Here is a 15,012-nt window from a genome sequence, read left to right as displayed (position 1 = left end):
TTTATAACAGAGAAGAAAGGAAACGCATAGATGACTGATAACAAATTAAGTCAAATTGGACCGCCGCGTTTTGCGATCGCCGTTCATGCTCTCATCTGGCTTGCCAAAAGTAGTAAATTGCAAACGAGCTCAATACTTGCTGAGCAGGTGAATTCTCATGCGACCTTCTTACGCAGAGTGCTTGCCCAGCTTGCAGATTCAGGGATTGTGGAAACAAAGGAAGGGCGTGATGGCGGGTACAGCTTGAAAATTCCGGCACAGAAATTGACGCTTGCTGATATATACATCACTGTTAAACCTGAATGCATACGTTATGGGGAAGAAGAAGTAGAGTGTGGTAAAGCGGGGAAACAATTGGACCAGTTGCTTGAAGAAATTCTAAACAAAGCCGAACACGAGACTATAAAATATTTAAAGGCAATTACTTTGGAACAAGTTATGGATACCATTGATTTTACCGATTTCGAAAAAAGCTGTACAGGCTGATTATTTGCTGAATCATCTTGTGCAATTTATAATGTGCTTACTTAAGTTGCAATTAATCGTTTTGAAAAATAACATACAGGAGGTAAAGCCATGAGAGTTGAAGTATGGTCTGATTATCAATGTCCGTTTTGCTATATTGGCAAACGCCGTTTTGAAAAAGCATTGTCTCAATTCGCTCATCAATCAGAAGTTGAGGTTGAATTCAAAAGCTTTGAATTAGATCCAGATGCAAAAAGAGATATGGGGATGAATATTCACGAAATACTGGCAAAAAAATATGGCACATCAGTTGAACAAGCGAAAGAAATGAGTGCCAATGTAATAAGCCAAGCAAAAGGAGAAGGATTAGACTATCACTTTGATACGATGATTCCTACCAATACATTTGATGCACATCGATTGATGCAATTCGCTGCTGCCAAGGGAAAAGAAAATGAAATGAACGAGACGTTATTTCATGCGTACTTTACAGAATCCCAACATATCGGCGATCAAGAAACACTTGCTTCACTTGCTGAACAAGTCGGACTGGATAAAACAGAAGTAACTGGCATGCTTGCTAGTGATCAATTCACTGAAGAAGTAAGGGCAGATGAAAGTGAAGGAAGTCAGTTAGGAATTACCGGAGTACCATTTTTCGTTATTAATCGAAAATACGGCGTTTCCGGTGCCCAGCCGACGGAACTGTTTTTAGAAACATTGAATAAGGTTTGGACTGAAGAAAATCCACTGCAAATCTTAAATGAAGCCTCAACGGATAATAGTTGTACAGATGGATCTTGTGCTGTTCCTGAAAAGTGATAGCATTAAATAGAGATGAATAGATATCATAAAGGTCTGAACTCACACACTATCCATTGTTTATAGCTTGTGAGAACAGACCTTTTTGTATGTTTGTTTTATAATAAAAAAAGTATAATTAATCCGTTTGATTCGGATAATCACAATATTCAATAATGGTTCCTTCAGTATCGGCAGGATTTAAATAGATAAGTCTTCTGCCATGTTTGTTGATACGTAAGGAATTTTCCAAAATCCGAATGCCCTGTTGCTTCAGTTCGAGTAAAGCTTCATCCAAATCTTCAACTCGATAGGCAATATGATGAACACCTTTGCCTTTCTGCTTAATGAATCGAGCAATCGGTGAAGTCGTGTTGTTTGTTGGTGCAAGCAGTTCGATTCTTTCCCCGTTTATTTCGATTATGGCAATTTCACTTTCTACCCCTATTGCTTCACTACTGTAACGATCTATTAATTGCCCGCCTAATATCTTCTGATAAAAATTAATACTACTTTCTAAATCACGTACAGCTATGCCTATGTGATCAATTATTTTATCCATATAATCCTCCAAGTTTACATCTATTCCTATAGTATAGTAGCACATGCCATCAATAAACGATGAATCATGACGTTTCTTGTTTTAAAATGATTAATGAGTAATCTATTAACATTTGTAAAAATTTTACTTGCGTGAAGCGCACTACATTTAGTACGATAAAGGGAGAAAAGAGTCTATTCATTTGGGTTGAATTCTACCATAGCTTGCGTGAAACTGTGGAAATTCATGTTAAATGAAATGTATGATGCGCTTTTTTAGATAAAGTGAAACTTCAATCAGTGTGGGCTTGACTTTCCGTTAATGCGGGATAAAGATCGTATTTTTATAAGCTTTTTTTCAATACTGGCATTTAAGAATGAGCTGAATAATTATTTAGGGGGTATGGTGTTGAAACGTACAGGTGAGTATGTGCTAGGAATTATTGGGATGTTACTATCGGTTTTATTGACTTTTATTGGGATCTTTTTTATGGCCATGAAGCAAAATGATGGAATCAGACAAGCAATAGAAGGAGAAATATCAAATGATCCAACGATAACGATGGAAGAATTCTCTCTGGTGCTGGACGCTGTTGGAGGATTTGGCTTGATGATTGTAGTTGCATCGGCAATTGGTATTATACTTGGTCTTATTTCCATCTTCATTTTAAAAAGCAAACGCCAGAAGATGGCTGGAGTTTTCTTTATTATAACGGCTGTTCTTGTTGGCTTGCTATCGGTCGGCTTAGGATTGCTTCAGGCAGTTTTATTCCTGATTGCTGGAATCATGTGTCTTGTTCGTAAGCCGAAGAATATAGAAAAAGATCCATATGTAACGGTGTGAAAGAATTCATAGGAGGATGTCTCATAAGGGTCTGACCCTTGCTTTTGAGACATCCCCTTTTTATTTGATTCTGGCATTCAATTTAGTTCAAGCAATACGATCAATTTCAAACATGAGCGTGAAAACAATTATTTATCCCAAACACCCATTAATATCGAAGTTTCGCGTATAATGAAACCTTGTACAAATGGGAAAGATAATAAAAATTCATAATAAAAGAGGCAAAATGATGAAAAGTTTTAAAGAATATAGATTAAGTGATGAAATTGTAAAGGCGTTAACGAGTATGAATTTCACGACTCCCACAGAAGTTCAAAGCAAGGTGATTCCGCTAGTGCTTGAAAATCGGGACCTTGTTGTGAAATCACAGACAGGGAGTGGGAAGACGGCTTCATACGGAATTCCGATTTGTGAGAAAGTGGATTGGAATGAAAACAAGCCACAAGCACTTGTCTTGACTCCGACGAGAGAGTTAGCGGTTCAAGTGAAAGAAGATATTATAAACATTGGCCGCTTCAAACGAATTAAAGCGACCGCGGTTTATGGCAAGCAACCATTTGCAAAGCAACAAGCAGAATTAAAGCAAAAGAGTCATATTGTTGTAGGTACACCAGGTAGGGTGCTTGATCATATTGAGCGTGGGACCATTGCTTTAGATAAACTAACTTACCTTGTGATTGATGAAGCAGATGAGATGTTGAATATGGGCTTCATTGACCAAGTAGAGGCGATTATCCAGACGCTGCCAAGAAATCGCGTAACCCTTCTTTTCTCAGCAACACTGCCGGAAAGTATTAAGAATATGACGCATAAATATATGAATAAACCAGGTGATGTTGAAATTAAGGCATCAGGTCTCACGACGAATACAATCCATCATACTGTGATCGAAGTCGAAGAACAGGAGAAATTTAGGCTTCTTCAAGATATGACGGTTGTAGAAAACCCAGATAGCTGTATTATTTTCTGCCGAACAAAAGACCGCGTCGATCAGTTAGTTGATGAGTTAACGGATTTGGATTACGACTGTGATAAAATTCATGGAGGGATGGTGCAGGAAGATCGTTTGGCTGTCATGAATGATTATCGAAGAGGAGAATTCCGTTATTTAATTGCAACAGATGTGGCAGCAAGAGGAATTGATATTGATAGCATTACACATGTAATCAACTATGATCTACCATTGGAAAAAGAAGGATATGTCCACCGTACTGGTAGAACAGGGCGTGCTGGGAAAACAGGACATGCAATTACATTTGTCACCCCTTTTGAAGATCGATTTTTAGCAGATATTGAGGCATATATCGGCTTTGAAATTGAAAAAAGAAGTGCTCCAACCGAAGAAGAAGTAACAAGTAAGCAGGCGGCATTCGAAACGAAAATGAATGCCCAACCAGTGTTGAAAAAAGATAAAGCAGACGCATTAAATAAAGGAATTATGAAACTCTATTTTAATGGCGGCAAGAAAAAGAAATTACGGGCAGTCGACTTCGTTGGAACCATTGCCAAAATTAGCGGCGTATCTGCTGATGATATTGGGATTATCACCATTGAGGACCATGTATCTTATGTTGAAATATTAAATGGCAAAGGTCCACAAGTATTGCGGGTGATGAAGGATACGACAATTAAAGGAAAACTACTAAAGGTAAATGAAGCAAAGAAGAAATAATAAAGCCGATGCAACCAGGTCTTATCAAATATAGACTCTAGTAGTGTTATAATTCTTCAAGTGCGTGTTCAAAAAGGAGGATAAAAAGAGCCGAGAAGTTCGAGGAGCGCATCTCGAGAGGACCGGACTTGCACAGGATGTGCTGACTTCTGTGTTGCGCACAGGACGTGCGCGATTTTAGCAGAAGGTCATTCATGAGCTTTGAAGCAATTCGACAGCTATTTTTACCGGAATTTTTGAACATCTTCTTCAAGGTAACAAACAGAACAAATGGCCAGTCAAGTACAGTAGAGCAACCAGGAAATTGAAAACATAAACGTGCAATATGTGTATTAGGAATAATAAATATTGGATTTCAGTAGATGTTTTGGGGTATAAATAAGGCAGGGTTTTTAAGAAAGAGGGGAAAAGAGTTTGGAAGAGCGCAAAGAGATATTTTCATGGGTAAAGGCCATATTAGTCGCCGTTTTACTTGCTTTTGCTATTCGTACCTTTATATTTGCTCCAATTATCGTAGACGGTGAGTCAATGATGCCCACCTTGCACAATCATGAGCGTGTTGTACTGAATAAAATGGGTACCGACATTGAAGACATAAACCGATTTGATGTTGTTGTTTTTCATGCGACAGAAAAAAAAGATTATATTAAACGTGTTATTGGGCTTCCTGGTGATCGAATTAAATATGAAGATGATGTTCTGTATGTGAATGACAAACCAATAGATGAACCCTATTTAGCTGAATATAAAAAAATGACGGACGGTTTGTTAACATGGGATTTCACTCTGGACGAAACGGTTCCTGAAGGTCAATTATTCGTCATGGGGGATAACCGTCAAAATAGCCTCGATAGCAGAGAAATTGGAACTATTTCCATTGATCAAGTCGTTGGTAAAGCAAGCTTCGTCTATTGGCCGGTAAAAGAAATTAAATTAATCAAGTGAGACGAATAAGGATGACTAAAAAGGGTCTGACCTCATACTCTATACATAGTTTATAGTGTTACACACTTAAATTTAAACTATAGGTAGTGGGGGTCTGACCCTTCTTTATTTTGTTGAATGTTCTTAAGTCAGTTTCTAAAAGATGTGGTGCTATAGTGTTAGTCAAATCTATATACGAGGTTTTCACATAATCAGAATATATCGATCATATCCTGCTCCAATAGGGAATATACTCTATGGTTGTGTTTGCTAGTGGGATAGAAAAGTCCTGGAAATTTACTTGGTGAAAGCGGATAACATTTCATTGTCGAACAGGAAAGGACAGGTTATAATTGGAAATAAACCAAGCATTTTTTAATAAAGATGTTAGAAAAGTAATAGTCTAGTAATAAATAGGAGAGAAAATTTGGGGAAATAGGTGGGAGGCAATTTGAAAAAATATCTTGTGTTGGTTGCGGCAATTACGATGGTCGGGGGATTGGTTCTGTACGGAAAACACGGAGAAGCAGCTACTCATGTAAAGTCTAATGAAGTCCAAGGCATCGGTCAGCATACGAAGCATGAGCTTCTGCTTTCTAAGAAAGAATGGATCGAACAGGAAATAACATTGCTTGATCCAAGAAATGGAAGCGAAATACAAAAACTTAAACCTTCTTCATTTAGTAATGAAGAAAACGCAGCGCTGATTGCAAGCGAACTAGAGAAAAAATATGATCAGCCTATGGTCCCAGCCCAACTAAATAGTGATGGGACATTGAAAGCCGGCAGTAACAGAGTCGTGTTTGATAAAGCAGCCTTTGTTACGGCATTACAGAATATAACGTTTTTTCAAAGAGAAATTGAAGTACCGATCACGGAAAGTGCACCTAATATAACGGCTGAAGCGGCTGCAAATGTGGATCAAGATGTGCTAGCCTCTTACAAAACCCACTTCAATGCTTCAGTTAAAGGAAGAACGACTAATATTGTTCTTTCCGCTAAGGAGATTGACGGGGTCGTATTAGGTCCTGGAGATAGGTTTTATTATAATTTAATTGCCGGTGAAGCTAATGCTGAAAGAGGCTATCAAAAGGCCATGGAAATTGTGAACAAGGAAATGGTAGAAGGAATTGGCGGTGGAATTTGCCAGACATCTAGTACACTCTATAATGCTATAGACAAGGTAGGCCTAGAAATTTTAGAACTGCACCACCATTCGTTGGGGGTTTCCTATGTTCCGAAAGATCGTGATGCTACTGTAGCGTATGGAGTAAAGGACTTTAAGTTTCAAAACAATAAAGATTTTCCTATTATGATTAAGACTATAGTGGATACAAAAAATGGAACGCTTGAAGTCCAAGTACGAGCAGCCGATCAATCTGTTGCAAAAAAAGGCTAAGAACTTTGTGAGAATTTCTTTTTTAAACATCCTCCAATATGTAAATTGTAGGGATGAAATCGGGTAACAACAAAATTTAAAATCAATGATATACTATAAGTAGAGCCTGGCCTAGACAAAATTCTTTGTTTAGGTTTTGTCTTTTTTATGTGACGTACATAAAGTGAAACATCCATCGGTCTGATTTTATTCATCCCTCACTGATGGGTAGTTAAATCAGGATAAAAAATGATGTGGAAGGAGTGTGATGAAAGATAGTGAGATTTAAAAAGATGATACCGAATTTTGTGACGTTAGGAAATTTGTATTGTGGGTTTTTATCGATAGGCTTTGCGGCAAATGGTCAATATAGTAATGCAGCTATCTTAATCTTGATTGGCATGATGCTAGACAGTATGGATGGCCGGTTGGCACGAATGTTACAAGCAGACAGTACATTAGGAAGAGAACTGGATTCATTGGCCGATATTGTTACATTTGGTGTTGCTCCCTCGTTTCTTGTGTATTATACATATTTCTTCCACTTTGGCTTGTTAGGATTGATTGTAGCTGGACTGTTCCCACTATTCGGTGCATTCCGCTTAGCAAGATTTAATATTAGCTCATCCAAATCATCTATGAATTATTTTATCGGAGTTCCGATTACAGCGGCCGGTGGAATTCTGGCGTTACTTACCTTATTTGGAGGTAAACTACCCAATATCATCACGACAGTTGTCTTTACAGCGCTTTGCTTTTTAATGGTGAGTAAGATCCGAATACCGAGCCTAAAAGAAATACCACTTCCAAAATACGGGACCATTGTAACCGTATTTCTAGGCTGTTCTTTATTTGCAATTTATAAAGGCACCCAACAAAACTTTCCTTATCTCATCTATATCGCCACCCCGCTTTATATCACGTATTTAGGGTATCGATTTGTGAAAAGCAGGAAAGAATCAGAATGAAAATGGAGGTTGCCTAAAAAAGGTTTGATCCTTTTGGTATCGGGCAGTCTCTGGTCATTCATTTTAGATATCGTTAAAATGGTAGAAAATTTGGAAGCAATGGTAAAATAGAACGATGATGTGAATAGGAGTGAATGTACTGTGAATAAAATAAATTGGCGGAATGAAATAGAGAGCCGGAAGTTGGACTTATTGCAGGACACACAAAATCTCTTGAAGATTAAAAGTGTTTTAGACGAAGAAAATGGAACAAAAGAAGCTCCATTTGGCGCAGGTGTAAAAGAAGCGCTCGACTACATGCTAGGGCTTGGAGAGAAAGCTGATTTCACGATTAAAAACGTAGACAATATCGCTGGTCATATTGAAATGGGAGAAGGGGAAGAGGTCGTCGGAATTCTTTGCCATGTAGACGTGGTGCCAGAAGGAGACGGCTGGGGCTCAGACCCGTTTGGAGCTGAAATTCGTGATGGAAAAATCTTTGCCCGCGGCGCCCTTGATGATAAAGGGCCGACAATGGCGGCTTTCTATGCGATGAAAACAGTGAAGGAGCTTGGTCTACCTTTAAGTAAGCGTGTGCGGATGATCATCGGTACAGATGAAGAATCCAATTGGCGTTGTGTGGACCGATATTTTGAAGTGGAAGAAATGCCAACAATAGGCTTCGCACCAGATGCTGATTTCCCAATCATTAATGCGGAAAAAGGAATTTGGGATTTTGCGATGATTCAAGGGCCAGCGAAAATAAATCAGAAGACATCCACGGTGAATGTGAAGAGCTTTACGTCTGGCCGCAGAACGAATATGGTGCCTGATTTTGCAACTGCTATTGTGGAATCGACGAATAGTGAAGAAGTAACGAGCCTTTTCAATTCATATGTAAATAGACATTCTTTAACGGGTATTACCACTCCTATGGGGAATGAACTATTATTTGAGGTTAATGGTGTATCTGCCCATGCAATGGAACCAAATAATGGTGTGAACGCAGGGCTACACCTGGCAGATTTCCTATCAAGTCTAGAACTAGATGAGCACGCTAATACGTATTTCCGTTTTATTCAAGAGTATTTAATTGACGATACACGTGCGAGCAAACTTGGAATTGCCTATAGTGATGAAATGACGGGTGAGTTGACGTTGAATGCGGGCAAATTCAATTATTCGAGGGATAATGAAAGCAGCATTGGCTTTAGCATGCGTTATCCGGTTACGTATAAATGGGAAGAAAATTCAACGAAGCTAAAAACTCATCTGAAATCCTTGAATTGGAGCCTTGTAACGAATTCTCACTCCACTCCACATCATGTGGACAGTGAAAGCTTCTTAATTAAAACATTACAAAAAGTATATGAAGAAGAAACGGGTGAAAGAGCCGATTTGCTTTCAATCGGTGGAGGTACTTATGCCCGTTCATTGACAGAAGGAGTCGCATTCGGTCCACTGTTCCCAGGCAGTGAGGACCTTGCCCATCAAAAAGATGAGTATATTGTGATTGAAGATCTGTTAAAAGCGGCAGCTATTTACGTAGCAGCCATTTATGAATTGGCTAAGTGATAACAAGGGGGGAATCGGCATGGAAAAAATGATACTTAATGGTGAAATACGTAATCGTAGCGAGATAAAGATGGAATTAGAAGACAGAGGCTACCAATTTGGCGATGGTGTATACGAGGTCATCCGAATTTATAATGGCAAGCTGTTTACGAGTGAAATGCATCTTACGAGGCTGATTGAAAGTGCGAGCAAAATCAGTATCAACATTCCTTATATGGTAGGAGAAATCGAGGCTCAGCTAAAGGACCTTGTAGCCGAAAACGAGATTACATTCGGAACAGTCTATATGCAATTTACAAGAGGGGTCTCACCTAGAAATCATGCCTTTCCAAGTACTGATGTTACCCCGGTTTATGTTGCTTACACAAAAGAAGTACCATATAATGGGGCACTAAAGCCGGGAGCAAAGGCGATCACAATCGAGGATATCCGTTGGCTTCGCTGCGATATTAAAAGTTTAAACTTGCTTGGAAATATCCTTGCTAAACAAAAAGCGGCAGAAGCGGGCTGCTTTGAAGCGATTCAGCATCGTGACAATATGGTAACTGAAGGAAGCTCATCGAATATTTCTATCATAGTAAATGGTGAACTGAAAACACATCCAGCTACTAACTTGATCTTAAATGGAATTACTCGCCAAGTGATGCTTAAAATATGTAAGGATTTGGGTGTTTCTTATCAAGAGGAAGTCTTTACATTAGAAGAACTGATGGCAGCGGATGAGGTCATCATGACTAGTACAACGGCTGAAATCATGCCAATTACTGCAATAGATGGTCAATCCATTGGCAGCGGTGAACCAGGTACTGTGACACGTCAAATACAACAAGCTTTTCATGCAGAAATTGAGCGTCAGTGCGGTCACGTTATTGAATCTATTGTGAAATAATCAAAAACATTCTTAGTTGAAAATACGAAACGAAACAAAATGGAACTAACAAAAACTTGATCGTTTGCAAAATGAAGTACGCTTTCCGTAACCGAGGGGACAGAGCAGTCTGTCCTCTTTTTGGAATGACTGTAACTAAACATCCTATATCAAGTGAAACTAATTTCTATTTTATCCTCTCACCTCTAAGCCTTAAGGTGGAGGGCAGTTATCCTCCACCTACGCTTCTTCGATTTCTTTAAGCTTTAAGCTGGGAGGATAACTGCCCGTTAAAGCGGGATAAGGTGAAACTTCCATCGGCGTTTTTTTCATCTCCACTGATGGTTAGCTGAACCAATCGGGCTTTTACGGGCAGTTATCCTCCACCTACGCTTCTTCGATTTCTTTAAGCTTTAAGCTGGAGGGTTACTGCCCGTTAAAGCGGGATAAGGTGAAACTTCCATCGGTGTTTTTTTCATCCCCACTGATGGTTAGCTGAACCAATCGGGCTTTTACGGGCAGTTATCCTCCACCTACGCTTCTTCGATTTCTTTAAGCTTTAAGCTGGAGGGTTACTGCCCGTTAAAGCGGGATAAGGTGAAACTTCCATCGGTGTTTTTTTCATCCCCACTGATGGTTAGCTGAACCAATCGGGCTTTTACGGGCAGTTATCCTCCACCTACGCTTCTTCGATTTCTTTAAGCTTTAAGCTGGGAGGGTTACTGCCCGTTAAAGCGGGATAAGGTGAAACTTCCATCGGTGTTTTTTTCATCCCCACTGATGGTTAGCTGAACCAATCGGGCTTTTACGGGCAGTTATCTTCCACCTACGCTTCTTCGATTTCTTTAAGCTTTAAGCTGGAGGGTTACTGCCCGTTAAAGCGGGATAAAATAAAAAATAAAAGGAAGAGTTGGCTGATGACGAAAACACATTTCTTTTACGCGTTAACTTTGCCAGATGAAACGAAAGAATTTTTGAAGCAGACGAGTGAACGGATCAAGACCGAATTTCCTTTTAAAAAATGGCTGCATCATGAAGACTATCATATCACTCTTGCGTTTCTTGGAGATGCAACAGAAGAAATGAGGCAGAAGAGTTTAGAATTCGTGAATATTGCTCTTGAGGATGTATCTAGGTTTGATCTCCAATTGAATGGAATAGGTACTTTTGGAAATGTAGAAACTCCTCGGATTCTTTTTGCGGGAGTGAATCCGTCAGAGCAGCTTTTCAATCTGCAAAAAAAAGTATATACAATGTGTGAGGAAGTTGGCTTTACTTTGGATAAAAAACCATTTAAACCACATATTACACTGGCAAGAAAGTTTAGTGGAAATGCTTTTCAACTTAATGGAATGCAAGAACTTGCCGATATATCCAATAGACCCCATCGATTTCAAGGTGCTACCGTTACGTTATACCAAACGCATCTTGGTCAAGCACCTTCCTATCAATCAATCGCAACATGTTCACTAACATAATTCAGAGGATGTCTCAGAAAGGGCCTGACCTCACACTCTATACACAGTTTATACTGTTATATACGATTGTAATTGTGGGCCCCCTGACCCTTTCGTTATGGGAGCCCCCTCGATTAAACATCTTAGGACGGTGATAAATATGGGACAGCTGATAAAGCTTCAAGATTATATATCAAGATATGAGCAGGATATATATCGATATCCTAGCCAATTTGTTCGGCTTAAGCAGCAGCAGTGGGAGAAGCTAAAAGCGGCTTACGCAGCAGGTGAGCTCACAACGCTTTATGAGGAACATGAAGATGCTAGACAAATGGAAGTAGAGCATGATGGAAAAAAAAGCTTAATGAACAAAGTAAGAGGACTCATAGGACGAGGTACTAAAGATTTACCTGAATACAAGGAAAAGCCGGTTGGTGAAACGAATATTTTCTCGTTGAATTTTCCTACAGAGCCAAAGAGTTTAGATGATTTAAAGCAAAACTACTTGAATCAGCTTTTGAAGTTTCAATTAAAATGGGGAAGCTCAACGATTCATGAAAAATCATGGATGAATAATTCTTATATTTTAGATGAAAAGTTGCGTTTCTTTTTACAACGTTTTCCCGATACATATCTAGTCCTCTACAAACCAATTTTTGTTTTGAAAAACGCCCCGATTGAATTAGAGGTCATTTTAGTAGGACCTACCGATGTGTGGTGCATAACCTTTTTGGAGGCAGAAGAGGATGCAGCCTTCATTGGGTCAAATGAACGATTCTGGCTACGTCGGCACCACCAATATCCAGATAAAAAATTATTAAATCCACTCATTGCCTTAAATCGGACAGGAAAAATTGTTTCCCAGTTATTTGAGTTGTATGAGAGTAGCCTACCGATTCATAAGGTTGTTTTATCGCGCAATGGATATATTGATTATCCACAAGCCCCTTACGATACGACATTTCTCGATAAGCGTGTTTTTCCAGAATGGTTTGAGAAAATGAGAAGCGTGCAAACGCCTTTAAAGCACCAACAGTTAAAAGCGGCACAAGGATTGCTTGAATATTGTCAAACAACATCGAGCAGAAGAGTGGAATGGGATGCGGATCAACATGATCAATTTGGAATCGAAGATGAATCCTAAAAAAGCTGACCAAAGGTATTGAACCTGAAGTATAGAATATGGAAGGGAGTTTCACTTTTTCCTGCATGAACGGGCAGTAAGTCCCCGCTGCTTGAAGTTTCACTATATAGGGTTTTCGCACGTAAAGATCAATCAAACACATGGAAATATAGACATATTTTCATGTGTTTCGATGATACTACTTGACGAAAAACTAGCTTTTAACTAAAATTTAAAAAGGATAGCTATTGCTAAAATGTTCAATAGCTATCCTTTTTATTCTAAAGATAGATGATCATGAATGATACCACGACTTATTCTCGTATTGTATTGCATGCGAAGCGATATGTTTTTCGGACATACTAAAACCATAGAACCAATCTGAAAGTGAAATTGTTTAAACAACTATTATATAAAGAAAACACCACGAGGCAATTAAGTGAGGAAATTGAAGGTGAACCAATTGGAACATTTATTAGGGCAGGAGTGGGAGATATTTCCTGCTGGAGGAGCAACAGGAGAAGCCTTCATTGCCGTCAACAAGGATGAAAAACTTTTTCTAAAACGAAATTCATCGCCATTTCTTGCGGTCCTATCTGCAGAAGGCATCGTGCCTAAGCTTATTTGGACTAGAAGGCTTGAAAATGGAGATACCATTACAGCACAGCGTTTTATAGACGGCAAGGAGTTAACACACGAAGAAATGAACGAAGAGAAAGTGGCTCATCTTCTGCGGAAAATTCATCAGTCTAAACCGTTATTAAGCATGCTGAAAAGGTTGGGAAAATCGCCATTGCTGCCCGATATCATGTTAGAGAATATTACAAGCAATCTCGACTTGGAAATACAGAACATTTCGTTGATACAACGAACGTTGTATTTTTTACAGGAAAATTTATCTTTGATTGAATGTGATGATAAGGTTGTCTGTCATTGTGATGTCAATCATAACAACTGGATGATAACAAAGGAGAATAAGCTATATTTAATTGATTGGGATGGCGCTATGATTGCAGACCCGGCTATTGATTTAGGCATCCTCCTTAACTCATATATACCAAGAGATCAGTGGGGACCTTGGTTAAAGCGATACGGAGTAAACCTGGAGCCGGGTCTTCAATTGCGGATGCAATGGCATGTGTTAGCACAGTTATTGATTTCGATTCAATGGCATAAACGTCAAAGTCGGTTAAAGGAAATGAATATTCTTCTTAAAAACCTTGAATCCATTTTAGAATAATCATGAATATTGATTCATACCATCCACCCACTGTGTTAGTTGGTCTTGGTGAGTTTGGATGTGTTCGTCTAAATCCGAAGTGGAAATGCCACTCTGACTATATTGGTACACGTCCTGTAAAATCGATTTTACATTTTGATTAACGCCATTGTTGACCAATAATGACTTCACAAGTCGTTCTACCTGCTCGTATTCTGAAATGGAGCCACAACAGTCTGTTTGATGGTTGCTTAATATATCTTTTAATAACGTCATTTGGTGCTCGTGTGAAAGCGGCATAGCGTCACCCTTTCTGAAGTTTCTTTTAGGGTATGCTCTGCTGCTTTTCTTTATTCATTTGATAAGTTATCGATTGCGTACCATAGTAGATTAAATTCATCTTGCAGAGGTGTGCAATTCCGTGTTATGGTTTGAACGAATCTTTATATTAGGGGTGTCATCATGCGTTTAAGAAATAAGCCCTGGGCTGATGAAAAATTAAGTGAGTTCTCTCACTTTGTTATTGCAAATCCGGAAGAACAAAAAGGAAAATGGCGAGATATTTTTGGGAATGATAATCCGCTCTATATTGAAGTTGGATCGGGGAAAGGTCGTTTTATTACGGAAATGGCCAAAGCTCATCCAAACGTGAATTTTATTGGAATTGAAGTATATAAAAGCGTCATCGTTGCTGCGCTTGACCGTGTCATCGAAGCAGATATTCCCAATTTAAAGCTGCTCAATGTCGATGCAGCCGACTTATGTAATTATTTTGCAAAAGGTGAAGTAGACAGGTTGTATTTGAACTTCTCCGATCCATGGCCAAAGACACGTCATGCAAAACGTCGCTTGACCTACAAAACGTTCCTAAGCATTTACGAAGATATTTTACCACAAAATGGAGAGATTCATTTTAAAACTGATAATCAAGGATTATTTGAATCATCGTTAAAAAGTATTTCCGAATATGGAATGTTGCTGTCCTATGTGAGTCTTGATCTTCATAACAGTGATTTTGAAGGCAATATCATGACGGAATATGAGGAGAAGTTCTCAAAACGAGGTAGTAGAATTTACCGAATGGAAGCTCAGTTTCAATAAAAAGAGGTTGTCCTAAGGGTCAGACCTCGCACTCTATATCAGTATGTAGTGTTTCATACACGTATCTTATACTGAATTTAGTTGTTGCGGGGTTTGAC

General features: G+C 39.0%; 15 protein-coding genes. 13 read left to right on the top strand and 2 right to left on the bottom strand.

The window, feature by feature from the left end; all coding sequences use genetic code 11:
• The first annotated feature begins 30 nt into the window (after positions 1-30).
• Positions 31-486: an RrF2 family transcriptional regulator gene (locus tag JNUCC23_RS16960; protein ID WP_062176586.1), complete on the top strand. Its 456-nt coding sequence runs from the start codon at positions 31-33 to the stop codon at positions 484-486.
• A gap of 90 nt (positions 487-576) precedes the next feature.
• Positions 577-1,287, top strand: coding sequence for a DsbA family oxidoreductase (locus tag JNUCC23_RS16955; protein WP_454212573.1), 711 nt, complete (start codon positions 577-579; stop codon positions 1,285-1,287).
• A gap of 118 nt (positions 1,288-1,405) precedes the next feature.
• On the opposite strand, the gene JNUCC23_RS16950 is transcribed toward JNUCC23_RS16955, so the two are convergent.
• Positions 1,406-1,828, bottom strand: coding sequence for a VOC family protein (locus tag JNUCC23_RS16950; RefSeq protein WP_062176592.1), 423 nt, complete (start codon positions 1,826-1,828; stop codon positions 1,406-1,408).
• Between the two features lie 387 nt (positions 1,829-2,215).
• Between JNUCC23_RS16950 and JNUCC23_RS16945 the strand changes: the two genes are divergently transcribed.
• From JNUCC23_RS16945 to JNUCC23_RS16900, 10 genes are all read left to right on the top strand, one after another.
• Entirely contained in the window at positions 2,216-2,650 is a 435-nt protein-coding gene (locus tag JNUCC23_RS16945) for a DUF4064 domain-containing protein (RefSeq protein ID WP_403068884.1), read from the top strand.
• 229 nt (positions 2,651-2,879) lie between these two features.
• Positions 2,880-4,322, top strand: a complete 1,443-nt coding sequence (locus JNUCC23_RS16940; protein WP_157279354.1) for a DEAD/DEAH box helicase — start codon at positions 2,880-2,882, stop codon at positions 4,320-4,322.
• Between the two features lie 414 nt (positions 4,323-4,736).
• Positions 4,737-5,267 carry a signal peptidase I gene (gene lepB / locus JNUCC23_RS16935; RefSeq protein ID WP_403068888.1) on the top strand — a complete coding sequence of 177 codons (531 nt, stop codon included), beginning with the start codon at positions 4,737-4,739 and terminating at the stop codon, positions 5,265-5,267.
• Between the two features lie 430 nt (positions 5,268-5,697).
• Positions 5,698-6,645, top strand: coding sequence for a VanW family protein (locus JNUCC23_RS16930; RefSeq protein ID WP_403068891.1), 948 nt, complete (start codon positions 5,698-5,700; stop codon positions 6,643-6,645).
• A 257-nt stretch (positions 6,646-6,902) separates the two neighbouring features.
• Positions 6,903-7,592, top strand: coding sequence for a CDP-diacylglycerol--serine O-phosphatidyltransferase (gene pssA, locus JNUCC23_RS16925; RefSeq protein WP_454212569.1), 690 nt, complete (start codon positions 6,903-6,905; stop codon positions 7,590-7,592).
• A gap of 141 nt (positions 7,593-7,733) precedes the next feature.
• The gene (gene pepV, locus JNUCC23_RS16920) at positions 7,734-9,146 is read left to right on the top strand and encodes a dipeptidase PepV (RefSeq protein WP_454212567.1); all 1,413 of its coding nucleotides are present in this window, start codon (positions 7,734-7,736) and stop codon (positions 9,144-9,146) included.
• Positions 9,147-9,165: 19 nt separating this feature from the next.
• Positions 9,166-10,035 carry a D-amino-acid transaminase gene (dat, locus tag JNUCC23_RS16915; RefSeq protein ID WP_454212565.1) on the top strand — a complete coding sequence of 290 codons (870 nt, stop codon included), beginning with the start codon at positions 9,166-9,168 and terminating at the stop codon, positions 10,033-10,035.
• 896 nt (positions 10,036-10,931) lie between these two features.
• On the top strand, positions 10,932-11,492 hold the full coding sequence (thpR, locus tag JNUCC23_RS16910; RefSeq protein ID WP_454212563.1) for an RNA 2',3'-cyclic phosphodiesterase: 561 nt from the start codon (positions 10,932-10,934) through the stop codon (positions 11,490-11,492).
• 139 nt (positions 11,493-11,631) lie between these two features.
• Positions 11,632-12,615, top strand: a complete 984-nt coding sequence (locus JNUCC23_RS16905) for an NERD domain-containing protein (protein ID WP_454212561.1) — start codon at positions 11,632-11,634, stop codon at positions 12,613-12,615.
• A 442-nt stretch (positions 12,616-13,057) separates the two neighbouring features.
• Positions 13,058-13,834, top strand: coding sequence for a phosphotransferase (locus JNUCC23_RS16900; RefSeq protein WP_403071995.1), 777 nt, complete (start codon positions 13,058-13,060; stop codon positions 13,832-13,834).
• On the opposite strand, the gene JNUCC23_RS16895 is transcribed toward JNUCC23_RS16900, so the two are convergent.
• Positions 13,835-14,113 carry a YtzH-like family protein gene (locus tag JNUCC23_RS16895; RefSeq protein ID WP_049682650.1) on the bottom strand — a complete coding sequence of 93 codons (279 nt, stop codon included), beginning with the start codon at positions 14,111-14,113 and terminating at the stop codon, positions 13,835-13,837.
• A 162-nt stretch (positions 14,114-14,275) separates the two neighbouring features.
• Between JNUCC23_RS16895 and trmB the strand changes: the two genes are divergently transcribed.
• Positions 14,276-14,914, top strand: a complete 639-nt coding sequence (trmB, locus tag JNUCC23_RS16890) for a tRNA (guanosine(46)-N7)-methyltransferase TrmB (RefSeq protein ID WP_403068906.1) — start codon at positions 14,276-14,278, stop codon at positions 14,912-14,914.
• Positions 14,915-15,012 lie beyond the last annotated feature (98 nt).

The organism is Peribacillus sp. JNUCC 23 (assembly GCF_053653995.1).
The sequence above is the reverse complement of the archived record's forward strand: the minus strand, read 5'-3'. Positions and strand labels throughout refer to the sequence as shown.

Excerpts from the sequence above, each read along its gene's own strand:
- JNUCC23_RS16940 (WP_157279354.1), top strand. The coding sequence starts at position 2,880 with ATGAAAAGTTTTAAAGAATATAGATTAAGTGATGAAATTGTAAAGGCG.
- trmB (WP_403068906.1), top strand. The coding sequence starts at position 14,276 with ATGCGTTTAAGAAATAAGCCCTGGGCTGATGAAAAATTAAGTGAGTTC.
- JNUCC23_RS16950 (WP_062176592.1), bottom strand. The coding sequence starts at position 1,828 with ATGGATAAAATAATTGATCACATAGGCATAGCTGTACGTGATTTAGAA.
- JNUCC23_RS16905 (WP_454212561.1), top strand. The coding sequence starts at position 11,632 with ATGGGACAGCTGATAAAGCTTCAAGATTATATATCAAGATATGAGCAG.
- JNUCC23_RS16960 (WP_062176586.1), top strand. The coding sequence starts at position 31 with ATGACTGATAACAAATTAAGTCAAATTGGACCGCCGCGTTTTGCGATC.
- JNUCC23_RS16895 (WP_049682650.1), bottom strand. The coding sequence starts at position 14,113 with ATGCCGCTTTCACACGAGCACCAAATGACGTTATTAAAAGATATATTA.
- thpR (WP_454212563.1), top strand. The coding sequence starts at position 10,932 with ATGACGAAAACACATTTCTTTTACGCGTTAACTTTGCCAGATGAAACG.
- dat (WP_454212565.1), top strand. The coding sequence starts at position 9,166 with ATGGAAAAAATGATACTTAATGGTGAAATACGTAATCGTAGCGAGATA.
- JNUCC23_RS16955 (WP_454212573.1), top strand. The coding sequence starts at position 577 with ATGAGAGTTGAAGTATGGTCTGATTATCAATGTCCGTTTTGCTATATT.